Source organism: Vibrio alfacsensis, from assembly GCF_019670485.1.
Classification (GTDB): domain Bacteria; phylum Pseudomonadota; class Gammaproteobacteria; order Enterobacterales; family Vibrionaceae; genus Vibrio; species Vibrio alfacsensis.
This window is the reverse complement of the sequence record NZ_AP024167.1, coordinates 162,673-174,939: the sequence shown is the minus strand read 5'-3', so window position 1 is coordinate 174,939 and position 12,267 is coordinate 162,673. Positions and strand designations below refer to the sequence as shown.

The window sequence follows — 12,267 nt, the reverse complement described above, 5'->3', positions numbered from 1 at the left end:
ATGAAATATCTGTCCTTATTTGCTGTATTTCTCAGCCCATTCTTGTGTGCTGGGCAAGAACCGCAATCCGATGTGACTCAGCTTAATGCCCTTGAGCTACTCCAATTAAACCAGGTTGCATATCCGACGTTAGGTTTGGATGTTATTAACTTGGAAGACGATGGTTTAGTCTTGAGATCTAAAGACTCACGTTTTTTTGTGAAAGGTGTCGTAACGGATATGTGGGATGGCGTCAGTGAACCACTTACCCCTCAACCTAACGTAGAAGAAATACCAAGCGTTCTTGAACCCCAGGACTACGCCATGGTGTTTGGCGATGGTGACGAGTTCATTCGGCTCTATCTCACCCCAAGCTGTACTGGTTGTATGATCTCTCTTGATACTTTGAACTATTACTTTGACCCTTTTAAGCATCGAATTGAGTTGGTGTGGCTATTCAATAACGCTGAAGATAAAAAGACAGTTCAACACTTGTTATGTCGTGCCCCGTCATTAAATGAGATTGGTAAAGTTATTCAAGAATCGCTTGATGAAGAGGGCGTTCCTTGTGCTGATCCACGAATTGTAATAGGTCATACATTATCGAGGCATCAAAAGGTTTACGCGTTGCCTTATTACACAACGAAATCGGGTCATTACATTCAACCTATCAAGAATAACCCTTTTAAATAGCACTCCATACTGTTTTGAGCAAAAAAAAAGGCCGATGAAAATTCATTGGCTTTTTTGTATTAGGTTTATATCTCAAAACCACACTCCTCGAACTCATAAACATTGAATCGTCCTCGTTTATGACCATCTAGTAAGTCTAAGAAATCTAATGATTTCTCGCCCTCAACGTAAAGTCGTTCAGGGGGCAGATAAATATCTACCTCAACTTCTGGGTGTGTAATGCTGAGATGGGCGTGTGTCGTGACTACAACTTTTTGACCAGTGCCACTTCTGTCATAGTCTCCGTACAGCTCGTATCGCTTACAACAAGTAGGCGGTTCAAAGCGGTTGATACCGTTGGCTGTTAACGTAGAAAACACGTTACGGCCTAGCTCAATAAGAGCAAGTGCGGTTTCAGGACCCTCTGCAACACCTAAAGTCTCATCATAACGACCAAAGGGGATGCAATATCCCTCTTCTGCCATCTGACCTTTGGTTAAAGTCGGACAACCTCGTTTAGCTTGCGGAACCTTTGCTTTGCCTTGTTGTGGATCAAGATAAATCTTCCACCAGTTAATGTGTTGACCGTTCATATTGAAAACTTTGAACGCAAGAGTTGGGAATTCACCTTGAGTAACCACACCGTCTGTTTTGTCATAAAAACGAACAGATGGAACAAAGTATGTTGTTTCGTGCAGAGCGTTAATTACGTTCTGGTTAGAAACATCAATACCTCTGTCAGACAAGTAACGAAGTCCTAGAGCGGATCTGTCATCAAAGATTTCAATCGCATTATCACTAATGTAATCAAACTCTTTTCTGGCAAAATCACGCTCTACAGGAATCGCTTGCTGGCTAACGCTGACTTCTGCCGAAGATGCTAACTCTTCAATTCTCTTAAGTAGTTTCCTGCCTTTGAGTTCAGAGAAAGCATCAGCAACACGTACGCCGTTAAAAAGGCTTGTGTCGCATTTACGGCATTTCAGAGCATGGTCTGCTTCTTTCTTAGGAACCATATACAAATCGGGTTTACCACAATTTGGGCAAACACCGTTTGGTTCTAAGATATCTCGATGGTAAGCGGGGTCAACGATCTCTTTCAAGATTGCAGGCCACTTCCCTCTAGCTTGCTCGGTTACAGACTTGGCGTAATCTACATAACTCATAGTTACGCCTCCGCTGAACGACGGTTAGCAAAGTGAGAAACAAGTTCTTTATTCACTTTTTGTAGCTTACCTGTCGACGCAAAACCATCAACCTTTACATCTTGCGATGTTGGCTCGTCTGACTCATCCATTACAGGATTTGTCATGCGTTCCATAACGGGTTGAGGCTTGTATGTTTTAACTTTAGCTAAATCAGCTTCAGTTAAATCAGGGTTAAGCGTAGCCATAGCTTCCGTTACCTTAGCAGCAGCATCACTACGGATATCAAGATCATCTTTAACAGATGAATATTGATAATCAGCAGCAATGTAAGCTTCAGCTTCTTCAGCAGTCATTTTGTTGGCCAAAATTAGCTCCAAAATTTGGCGCTCCATTTTGATAGCAACAGCTAAACGGTCCTCACAAGATTTCTTGTGATTAGCCGTTTTTTCGCGTTCCAACTCCTTATGCATAGAAGTGATCTCACGTTGAACATCTTTGTTAACAGATGTTTTATGAGCTTCCATTTCTTTATGCATAGAAGTCTTTTCACGTTCCATATCCTCACGAAGATGGAAACGTTCTTTGGCTACAGCAAGATCATGCTCACGCTGAACTGTTGATTTAGCCTTTAAACGTAAAAGAAAAGTACTCACTAGCACGATAACAACAAAGAACACACAAAACATAGTAATGGTGTCTTCACGTTGTTGACGTCCAGCGGCGACTTGCTGCTCGATAAGCATCTCAGTGAATAGTTCAGCTTGAATAGCTTCACGTTGTTCAGATGATACTTGTTTCGCTTTACCGGCTTCAAAATCAGCCTCTAATTGTTTTTTCCAATTAGCTTCGCGAAGATACTGCAGATTGTGAATAGACATAATAAGTCTCTCCTAAAGAGTGCAAAAGCACATGGGTTAATAGCCTAAAGTGGCGGGTATAACGCTCGGAGAGTCGGTGCTCATACGAATGTATTACGCCAAACCGAAATACATTTGTATGATCACAGACGTATTTGTGCTGACAACTATTTAGGAGGTGAAGATGACTTCACTAATATGGTGGGTTAATTCAACTATAGCAGCGTTCAAAATTTGAGCAAGAGTTAGATTTAGTATTTTCGCTTGTAGTGGAAACAGGAGAATTTACTTATGTTTCGATTACTTTGTTTATTGTTGGTCATGTTTAGTGGCGTAACATGGAGTCAAGAGCAGCTCCGTACCCATAACACTTTATTGCCGTTTCCCTCTACGATCACCTTATTTACGTCAGTAGATCAGCCAGCAGCTCTTATGGTGATGAAACCAAAGAGTGAAACCTTTGAATTTGTCACGACCGTAACGCCTTTATCAAAGTATCAATACTATGAGCCATCGCGTTCAGGCAATTACTATTTCCGATTGATTAGGCAGGGCCAAACACTTGGTAAAGTAAGGGTAAGAAGTGTGGCTAAGCCGGCGGCTAAATTTACTCTACCTGAAGAAATGTTCACTCATGGCTCTTATCCAATTCACCTCAATACTGATTGCCATGAATGTAAAGTCGTAGTTCAAGTCGAGCATAAAGGTCAACAAATTCTTCGAACTGAAAAACGAGATTTTGATTTCAAACCAAGCCATGACGGTGTTTATCAATTCTATGCTACGGTGCTAGTGACTGACCCCGAGACAGGTTTGGACTCTTTACCTTTGTCCGCGGAAACTAAGGTTAGCATGAATGTTAGACGACCTTACTCCATTTCAGCATTTATCAATTTTCCAAAACAAACGAAATTTGGTGAATTGGTGGATCTAAGTCTAATTGTTCCAGGCTTAACGAGAAACAAAGAGTGCTTTATCAAAATAGATGGTAAAACGCTCTACGGGTGCGCCATGAAAATAAACACCGATGAATGGTATGGGAGTTTTCGTTTGTACCTAGAAGCGCAAGTTACCTCTAAAGACTCCTACCATATTCCAACCACCTCGCATCTCGATTTACTTGATCCGCTGTTTGAGCAAGACAACATCAACATCGAATACCTTGGTCGAAACCAATATCTCATCGACACTGAAATTGGGGACCGGATAGAGTTTGAAACCAATGATGAAGCCTTTAAATACACTAAGTTTGGTTCTGCGATGTTAATAGAAAGGAATATATTTCGACATTACACATTCCGTTCCTACAAGGGTGACACTCAACTTAGCAAAGTAAATATCTATGAGAAATCTGCCAAAGATCTTGATGTTGACCTAACCATCAACAGTGAAAAGTCCACATTCATCGCACCTTTTACTATCGAGTTGAATGTTGACGTTAGTAAGTTTGATAAAGAGAACATCCGCAGCGTCGAACTCTTCCACAACGGAAAACATCTTCTGGTTAGGCGCTCACGCATTGCATACCAGATCACTGAATCTGGCGATCATAAATTCGACTTAGTTCTACGCACGAAACAAGGAATTGAGTTTACTGATTCTGAAGAAATATTCGTTGAGGGAAACATTAAACCGGTGTGTGAAGTTCAGACAAACCTAGATGATGGGTATTTCAACGCTCGCTGCCAAGATGAAGACGGATACATTCAATCAGTTGAATGGTTTGTGAACGGTGTAACAGCTTCAAACCGAAGAAAGTTATCAATCCCAAACAAACGCTTTGGTGTCGCCCCATCCATTCGATTTGAAGTAATCGATAACTTAAATGCAATTAGGAATTACACCTATGACTATGAAACCAATAAATGGTCGGAAGAATAGTAAGCGATTTCTTCGACCTCGTAACCAAAAACGCACCTCTAAGAAGTTGATCGCCGTTACGACGGTAGCTAACGCACTTGCAGGGGTACAATACCACAATGATCGTGAAAATCAGCAAGCTCAGAAAGCAGGTAAAAAAGCACACCTAACTCACACGCTTCTAAATGATTTGGTATTGATTATTATGTTTGTCCTCGTTGCTTCTGCCTTTGGGCTTCTATTTATAGGGAGATAAATCATGGAATCGAATCTTGCTATTTTAATTTTTTGGCTTCAATCTTTTCTCGTCTCTAAAGAGGGCGTGTTAACGCTAATGGGTATGTGCCTGTTTATCGGTATATACAATCACGTACAAATAAGACTGAAATACAGAGTACCTCTGCTCTCTACCTTGGTCATCAAAGATGTGGGCTTGCTTACCAAGAAACGTTATCTGATAGATGGCAACTTGATAGGTTTGCCGGATCTGCTTTTCGTGAGCCCCTTACGGGTAACCATTGTGGAAGTGAAATCTCGCCATTACTATCAGAGTGACGATCAGATCACTTGCAGACGAAGTGAAAAAGAGCGTATTCAAGCGGTACTTTACGCGGGTATGGCAGCTAAAATCTTCAGAAAGAATGTCGATGTGCGTATCCAATACGCCAATACTCAACGTATCATCAATTTTGATAAAATTGAATATCAACAACTAGTTAACCACTACCTGAGCAAAAAATAGCAAAATTGCTCACAATTTAAGCTTTCTTGCGTTATGCTTTAGATAACACCCGCCGTTTCTCGCGCAATTATCGTAATTTATTACGACTTGTCTCTTAGCACCCCTTTTGTGGGCGCTTTTTTATATCTCCAGTTTTTTAACCCACGCATTCCGCGTTATTAACTAAAATGGAGAAAACCCATGTACGAGAAACTAAACACTGAAACTAATACCATCGAATCAGTATTTAATATCCATGAACGCTACTGGGACTTTTTTGTTAAGTACCCTATGGCTAGTTATTTACTAGATTTCGAGTTTAGTACTCAAGACCTTAAGAATGACCAAACTCTATTGATCTGCACGGCTAAACTTCTTGACCGTTCTGATAGTAAAGTTCTTCTTAAAACAGTAAGTAGTATTGATCTTCAAACTCAGCATGCATACCAGTATGTCGAGTCATATGCTGCAGCTCGTTTATTTAATCGTCTATGTGTTGATAAGAAACTAGAAGATGATAAGCCTGCTACAGAAGAGAAAATCAAAGCTCTTGCTACCCAATCACCAACCTCAACTCCTACCCAAAATACGAACGATCATGTTGATTTAGACTTGCCACAAATTGGAGAGCTAATTCCTGATCAATCTAGTGCTGAACAAGTTAATCACTCAGTTGAACCTGAAAGTGATCAAACAAGTTCAACCTCAGAGCCAAATTCAAGTACAGAAACTCCTGTACAAGTTGAGACTCAATCTGACGTAGACACTACTGATAAATCTCATAGTGAAAACGGTGATGCTGAAATGACTACTGAGCAATCGGTATCCATGGAAGCAAATGAGACAGAAACTGACGAATCGCCTGTAACAGACGAATCTAATGTAGATGTTGATTTAGAGACTCAATCTGAACCTACACAATCATCAAGTGAAGACCAGCCTCAAGAGGAACTTCCTCAAGAGCAAGCACTAGAGTCAGATTCGCAATTTGACGGTATTACGCCTCAAACCGAAGAAGCACTCGCTGTCCTCGATGAGCAAATTATGGAGGAATTAGAAGACGGTGAAGTAAGCGATACCACTGAAGAACACTTTGCAGAGCAGGAATTGCAAGCAATGTCGGAATCAGAGGTCGAACTTAACGAAGCTGATCTTCAAGAGGTATCAATTGCCCTGCCTACAGCTGATATGTTCGGTGACGCACCTGTTAACACAGATGCAGACACTCAAGCAGAAGCAGAGGTAGATGTAGTGCAAAACTTTGAAATGTTAGACCAACTAGAACCAACTAAAGCAGATATCCCGGAAGCTACTGAAGCCGAAGAGATTGAACCTCAAGTTGAATCGAAATACGACGAAACAAACCACCCTCAAGATGTTCCTGGAACCATTTGGGGTAACGTTGTTGCCGCGGTTAAGCAATCTCACGGTAATGACTGGAAACTGCATCTTCCGAACAATATGGAAGAAGCAATCGTAATTCTGCAGTCTAACTAAGGTGGCGATCATGAACAGTTCAAAGTCCGATCGTCCGATGTCGTTCTCTTCATATCAATCAATGAATCTATGCGGTAGGAAGTATTACCTCACATACATTCTTGGTTTGGAGAGTAAAAAAGTGTCCATCAACCTTGGGTTCGGTAAAGTTGTCGATGAAATCACATCGAATTACTTGGCTAACTTAACGGTTGGCAGGTTCTACGACCCAATGAAGAACCTTGATGCGGTTTGGAAGAAAGAAATTGAATCCAAAACGGATTGGGATTGGGGTAAACGTTACGACGCTGAAGCATTCTATTGGATGGCTCACGGTTTTGCCGATCAGTTACCTGATCGTTGGCAAGAAAGTGGCTTTCAAGTGCTAAAAGCAACTGACGGTAAACCCTTGGTTCAATGGCGTGTCTTTCATGATATTGGAGGCATTCGTTGTCACTCTGTCATAGATGCCATTGTTTACAATCCTCTCAACGACACTGTTGGTCCTCTCGACATCAAAACTACTACAGCAATTACAGCTGAAGACTGGATGCCACATTCAGAGCAGCTTGGTTTTTATGCGAATGCCATTATGGATGACCCTCGTATCCCTTACGATAAGGTCACACATGGTGGATTTTGGGAGTTTATGAAACGAACACCCATCATTCCAAACAAACCATCAAAACGAAAACTAATTGGCCCTACTATAGAGCCTGCTAAGTTTTTTGAACTTAATCCCTCTACCCTCGCGGAACTCCCAGCTCGATTACAGGTGACGAGAAATCGCATTAATCGTCGAGAGTTTATAGGGCAACCACGAATGGCATTTAATACGCCGTGCACCATGTGCGATTTTGCTGAATATTGCTTAAAAGGCGATAAATCAATTCTTCAAAAACGCCCAAAACGTGAACACGTTATTGCCCAACAACCCGCTTAACAATACACCCTAACCCACCAGCAAATAGCCTTTTTAACCATTTACGGTTATGTCGTAAGGCTTTTGCACACTCATTATTTGGAGAAACCCATGAGTAAAATTAATGCAAAGGTAGTTAACCTTACTTCATTGCCTGGCTGTCAAAATCTGGATCCAAACATCGAGTTGATGATGTTTGAACCTAATCCACTGGCTTTAAAACCATTGGCAAACTACGTAATGGATAAGGAGCTGTTTGAGGAAACGGCAGATCAAATTGGTCAACGGTTGCTCGACATTACTACTGACGGACTGCATTTTAGTGGTCCCGTAGGTTGTGGTAAGTCAACTACAGCGCGTCAACTTCTTGCGTATCTTAATTATCCAACCCAAGTTGAGGTTGGGCATGAAGATTTGGAATATGAGACCCTTTGCGGTCGTCTTGATCCAGTCGCAGGAGTGATGGGATATGTAGATGGTCCGTTAAAATCGGCGTACGAGAAGGGTCATGCGTTTCTTTTCGAAGAACGAGAAAAAGCTCCAGCTCGTACCAATGTCGCACTAAATACCATCCTTGACGGTGCCCCAATGCACATCAGTCAAATCGGTCGCAGCCATAGATCTGAAAAAGAACACGGTTTCTTGTTCATTTCAACGGGTAATGCAGCTGGCGGTGTTGATATGTATGGTAACCACCCTACAGCTCAACAGCAGGACACATCAACCGAAGATAGATTCGATATTATTGAAGTTGATTACTGCGACCATGCGATTGAAGTCCAAATGATTAATCAATTTAACGCACCGTCTCAGATGGTTGATAACGTCGTTCAAGCAGCAAATATTTGTCGCTCGATCCACGTTAGCAGTAAGAGAGCTAAACACAGTGAAGCACCAGAAATAGCATTAACGCTGCCAGTCACGTATCGAGGCACACAGCGCATCTTGCGTAACTTAATGTATAAGCGCCCACGTTTTAGCCAAACGAACCAACTGATTGATAACGTTCTGAAGTCATCCCTTAATCTAGAGGCAATCATGCCTGAAGAAAAGGGAGCGATCATTGAGATTTTTAAAAGCCAACTTATGAAAAAAGGTGGTTTGTAATGAGCTCAAATGAATACGCAAAACTTCACTATCTACATCTACATCAAGGTACGGCCTACATCGTCTCTGATGACGATATGGTGCATTGGGAAGCAACACCTTTTTCATACAAGGTAAAGCCAATCAAGCCCTACAAGCCTGAAGTTACTCTTGACCTTTCAACAATGGTGGGCAACGTTCGTATCGAAAACAACACTATGGTGCAAAAGGGAAATTTTTCTTCTATTGCTCAAACGTTGTATTACGAATTTGAACCTAACCAGTTTGAATCGTTCATCAAAACACTTAAGGAGCTTATTCCCGAATGTTTTGTTGATGAAGAGTCAGCTTTAAAGTTTGAGGATGACAGTCGTCTCTCCCTCAAATTTTTACCATTCTTCCTCAGTCAATTTGACGGTCCTTATGCTTGGCTTTGTTTATTCAAAGCTCAGAAAGATGGATTCGCATTATTGACGGATGGAAAAACGCAACTAACCCATCTAGACCAACTTGAATCACCGATGAAAGAGCAGCTTCAGTCGCTCACTAAATACATCGAGCTGTTTGATTTAAAAGGTCATGAGTTTAACGGCGAAGCGTACGCTTTTAGCCGCCCAAAACTCTCGCTTAATTAACCCACCAGCAAACAGCCTCTTTAACCATCGCGGTTATGTCGTGAGGCTTTTGCACACTTCCAAAATGGAGAAAACCACATGGAACTTTTATTTGTTACTTCTGCTATCTCAGTACCGACACCTGATCGTGTCATTAAGGACACGGAAGAATTGTCACGAAAAGATGCACCAAAATCGCTTGTTAAGGGTGAAAAGGTAAAGATCTGGCCTGCTCTTAAAGACTGTAAGGACTACATCGATACCAATTCAAACGCTTTTAAAGCTTTGGATGCGATCACTCGCATTACATCGCTTCGAGCAAATGCTAACGCTTGGTTAGCTAGCGTCGCGTTTAATACACCTATAGCGCGCTGTGTAAACCTAGATCGTAAAGATGAAGTTACCGACAAATTCACTGCTTACGAGCATGAATTTAATAATTTGGTTAATGACTTTATCTTCAACTTCGACCACTTGGTTGAGTTTTGGGCGGATCTCTGTGACACGCAGTATGGGCACGACTGGGGTAACCTTGTTCGTAAATACAAGTTGTCTCACGAAAAACTACGTTCTTCATTCAAGTTTAATCTTCTCACTTACACCGTGAGTAGTGAGGATGGCTTGAAAGCAATTGAAGATAATATTTCAAACTATATGTACGAAAGTCTCGTTACTTATGTAGTTAAGTTTTTCGGTAAGAAAAAACCTGGCGACAAGGTACAAACAGGAGCTCTAACAACTTTTGAAAATGAACTTGTAGCGTACCTTGAAAGTTATGCTTTCTTAGACGCTCAACTTGTAGACATCAAAACCAAAGTGGCAGCTATTATGAATAAGCTTTGGCTTAACCATTGGTCAGCAACATCTAAAAAGACCATGATTCTCGATGACGAACATGGACTATGGAAGATCAAGGCTATGCTTGGTAGTCCACAAGCCATCGAAGCATTGAAAGCGTCAAGTCAACCAGCCAAAGTCAGTTTTGCTCGACCTAAGCTTCAAGTTGACATGAATGCGAATGCTGATGAACAAGTCATTCCACCAAAAGAAGTTGCTCAACCTAAACAGCAAGTAGCATCGGTAAAAACAACTTCCTCTCCTATGGAAGCTGCAATGAACCGTTTACGTAATAACCTATAACCCACCACACACCTTTCCGTAAGGGAGATTTCCCTTACAGGGATTTCTCCCATTTTTTTTGGAGAAATCCCATGAGAAATAACGCAAACGCTATTCAAGGCTCAATTCAATTGATCTTGATGGCACTAGGTGGAACCTTTGGCTACAAAGTCATTTTTGGCGCTTTTCAAACGGCATCCATTAACTTTGAAGAAAAGGTCTTCCGCTTTCCCCACCTACCACTAGAAGTTTCAGAAAAAGATAAGCTGCGCTTATTTGGGTATATGTGGCATGAGTTATCTCACGCTAAGTACACCAACCCTGACTCACCAAAGGCAGTTAAACCCAAAGCATTTGCCATCTTTAACAGGTTGGAAGATGTGTTTATTGAGTGCAAACATAACGCAGTCAGTGATTTCGCAAAAATGCGTATGGAGGGGCTGACCAATATCTTAATTGAAGATGGTAGCCTCGCAGCATCTAAACCAGATGAATCACCAGCTTCAATCTTCACTAACTTCTGCCTGAATTTTGGTTACGCGCATGTCGTCGATCATAAACAGTGCATCCCGTTAGCTGATAGTGATGAAAAGCTTTTTGAGAAAACCTTTGGGTTACCTCTCTTAATAAAAGTTAAAGCTCTCATCAGATCGTGTGCGACTGCAGCAGACTCACTAGAGAATGCGCGCACGGCTAACCACATGCTCGAGATTTTGGAAGAAGAGGCCAAAGACCGCAAAGATAAAGCTAACCAGCAGCAGCAGCAGCAGCAGCAGCAGCAGCAAAATGGCGAAGCGGATCAAGGTCAAGGTCAACAGCAACAACAAAATGGTGGCGAATCCCAAAGCAACCAAGAGTCACAAGCCAGCGGTTCTAATTCATCACAATCACCAACTAGTGAGATGAAAGAGCAATCGCAAGGTCAAGGTGGTTCTGGTGGTGAGGGTGCATCAAAAGATCAAGAGATCGCTGATGCAATTGAAAGCCTACTTAACGACAAGTTGCTGAGTGAATCCAACGATGTACGTTCTACATTGGATTTTAATCACTTAGACGCTCAAAACGGAAAGGTTTTCAGTTACGAACCGCCAAATGCACCTCTCCTCGGACAAAATGCAGATATCTCGAAGTACAAGGTACTGCCTAGTTTAGCTTTACAAGTTAAACGCTCGTTCGAGTCAAAAAACAAATGCCGTGTTAGAGCTAGAGTGACAGGAACACGTCTTCATAAGAAGTTTCCTTTAGCAATGGCTGTCGGCAACCCTAATGTTTTTCGACATAAAACAGAAACCAAAGCCATGAACACTCATGTTTCTATTGCATGGGATACCAGTGGCTCAATGGACTCACACGATAGATTCACAATTTCACAACAAGCCATCGTTTCAATGATCGATGCTTTTGAGAAAACACGAGGCTTAACATCCTCTGTGTGTGAATTTAGCGGTCGATTCCGAAATCACATCAAAGCTTTGAAACTTGAACATCATTCTCTTGAGCAAGTTAAAAGCAATTTTATCACTCGTGCAGATGGCGGTACTCCAACGGAGTATGGTCAATATTGGTGTATGGAGCAGTGCATGGCTTCTAAAGCTAAGCGCAAAATCATCATTATTATCACTGATGGTCGCCCTAACTCAGCAGAGCACTTACCCACCATGAATAAACTTTGCGCCCAAGCTGGCGTTGAGGTTTATGCATTAGGTCTACGATGCCAAGCGGTAACTCAATACTGGAAGAACAGTATGAATATCCACGACATTTCAGACCTGCCTAACCAAATCAGCAATGTTATCAAAGGCTAAAATGGAGA

The 12,267-nt window shown here is 41.7% G+C and carries 12 protein-coding genes; 10 read left to right on the top strand and 2 right to left on the bottom strand.

Features of this window, described 5'->3' with window-relative positions:
* Positions 1 to 672: a hypothetical protein gene (locus VA249_RS22370; protein WP_176703706.1), complete on the top strand. Its 672-nt coding sequence runs from the start codon at positions 1 to 3 to the stop codon at positions 670 to 672.
* Between the two features lie 65 nt (positions 673 to 737).
* On the opposite strand, the gene VA249_RS22365 is transcribed toward VA249_RS22370, so the two are convergent.
* Complete coding sequence (locus VA249_RS22365; RefSeq protein WP_176703707.1) at positions 738 to 1,817, bottom strand: DUF7146 domain-containing protein; 1,080 nt, start codon at positions 1,815 to 1,817, stop codon at positions 738 to 740.
* A 2-nt stretch (positions 1,818 to 1,819) separates the two neighbouring features.
* A complete protein-coding gene (locus tag VA249_RS22360) occupies positions 1,820 to 2,677 on the bottom strand; it encodes a hypothetical protein (protein WP_176703708.1) in 858 nt (285 codons plus the stop codon).
* A 270-nt stretch (positions 2,678 to 2,947) separates the two neighbouring features.
* Here VA249_RS22360 and VA249_RS22355 point away from each other — a divergent pair, with 270 nt between their 5' ends.
* From VA249_RS22355 to VA249_RS22315, 9 genes are all read left to right on the top strand, one after another.
* The gene (locus tag VA249_RS22355; protein WP_176703709.1) at positions 2,948 to 4,537 is read left to right on the top strand and encodes a hypothetical protein; all 1,590 of its coding nucleotides are present in this window, start codon (positions 2,948 to 2,950) and stop codon (positions 4,535 to 4,537) included.
* A complete protein-coding gene (locus VA249_RS22350; protein ID WP_221072299.1) occupies positions 4,503 to 4,772 on the top strand; it encodes a hypothetical protein in 270 nt (89 codons plus the stop codon). Before VA249_RS22355 ends, VA249_RS22350 begins: the two co-directional genes overlap by 35 nt.
* A gap of 3 nt (positions 4,773 to 4,775) precedes the next feature.
* A complete protein-coding gene (locus VA249_RS22345; protein WP_176703711.1) occupies positions 4,776 to 5,258 on the top strand; it encodes a hypothetical protein in 483 nt (160 codons plus the stop codon).
* Between the two features lie 180 nt (positions 5,259 to 5,438).
* A complete protein-coding gene (locus tag VA249_RS22340; protein WP_176703712.1) occupies positions 5,439 to 6,734 on the top strand; it encodes a putative sodium/potassium/calcium exchanger in 1,296 nt (431 codons plus the stop codon).
* A gap of 10 nt (positions 6,735 to 6,744) precedes the next feature.
* Positions 6,745 to 7,656 carry a PD-(D/E)XK nuclease family protein gene (locus tag VA249_RS22335; RefSeq protein WP_176703713.1) on the top strand — a complete coding sequence of 304 codons (912 nt, stop codon included), beginning with the start codon at positions 6,745 to 6,747 and terminating at the stop codon, positions 7,654 to 7,656.
* Between the two features lie 90 nt (positions 7,657 to 7,746).
* Positions 7,747 to 8,742 (top strand): AAA family ATPase, encoded by a 996-nt coding sequence (locus VA249_RS22330; protein WP_176703714.1) that lies wholly within the window; start codon positions 7,747 to 7,749, stop codon positions 8,740 to 8,742.
* Positions 8,742 to 9,356 carry a hypothetical protein gene (locus tag VA249_RS22325; RefSeq protein ID WP_176703715.1) on the top strand — a complete coding sequence of 205 codons (615 nt, stop codon included), beginning with the start codon at positions 8,742 to 8,744 and terminating at the stop codon, positions 9,354 to 9,356. Before VA249_RS22330 ends, VA249_RS22325 begins: the two co-directional genes overlap by 1 nt.
* Positions 9,357 to 9,434: 78 nt before the next feature.
* Positions 9,435 to 10,475 carry a DUF3150 domain-containing protein gene (locus VA249_RS22320; protein WP_176703716.1) on the top strand — a complete coding sequence of 347 codons (1,041 nt, stop codon included), beginning with the start codon at positions 9,435 to 9,437 and terminating at the stop codon, positions 10,473 to 10,475.
* 71 nt (positions 10,476 to 10,546) lie between these two features.
* Positions 10,547 to 12,259, top strand: a complete 1,713-nt coding sequence (locus VA249_RS22315) for a VWA domain-containing protein (protein ID WP_176703717.1) — start codon at positions 10,547 to 10,549, stop codon at positions 12,257 to 12,259.
* Positions 12,260 to 12,267: the final 8 nt, after the last annotated feature.

Excerpts from the sequence above, each read along its gene's own strand:
- VA249_RS22370 (WP_176703706.1), top strand. The coding sequence starts at position 1 with ATGAAATATCTGTCCTTATTTGCTGTATTTCTCAGCCCATTCTTGTGT.
- VA249_RS22365 (WP_176703707.1), bottom strand. The coding sequence starts at position 1,817 with ATGAGTTATGTAGATTACGCCAAGTCTGTAACCGAGCAAGCTAGAGGG.
- VA249_RS22360 (WP_176703708.1), bottom strand. The coding sequence starts at position 2,677 with ATGTCTATTCACAATCTGCAGTATCTTCGCGAAGCTAATTGGAAAAAA.
- VA249_RS22355 (WP_176703709.1), top strand. The coding sequence starts at position 2,948 with ATGTTTCGATTACTTTGTTTATTGTTGGTCATGTTTAGTGGCGTAACA.
- VA249_RS22350 (WP_221072299.1), top strand. The coding sequence starts at position 4,503 with ATGACTATGAAACCAATAAATGGTCGGAAGAATAGTAAGCGATTTCTT.
- VA249_RS22345 (WP_176703711.1), top strand. The coding sequence starts at position 4,776 with ATGGAATCGAATCTTGCTATTTTAATTTTTTGGCTTCAATCTTTTCTC.
- VA249_RS22340 (WP_176703712.1), top strand. The coding sequence starts at position 5,439 with ATGTACGAGAAACTAAACACTGAAACTAATACCATCGAATCAGTATTT.
- VA249_RS22335 (WP_176703713.1), top strand. The coding sequence starts at position 6,745 with ATGAACAGTTCAAAGTCCGATCGTCCGATGTCGTTCTCTTCATATCAA.
- VA249_RS22330 (WP_176703714.1), top strand. The coding sequence starts at position 7,747 with ATGAGTAAAATTAATGCAAAGGTAGTTAACCTTACTTCATTGCCTGGC.
- VA249_RS22325 (WP_176703715.1), top strand. The coding sequence starts at position 8,742 with ATGAGCTCAAATGAATACGCAAAACTTCACTATCTACATCTACATCAA.
- VA249_RS22320 (WP_176703716.1), top strand. The coding sequence starts at position 9,435 with ATGGAACTTTTATTTGTTACTTCTGCTATCTCAGTACCGACACCTGAT.
- VA249_RS22315 (WP_176703717.1), top strand. The coding sequence starts at position 10,547 with ATGAGAAATAACGCAAACGCTATTCAAGGCTCAATTCAATTGATCTTG.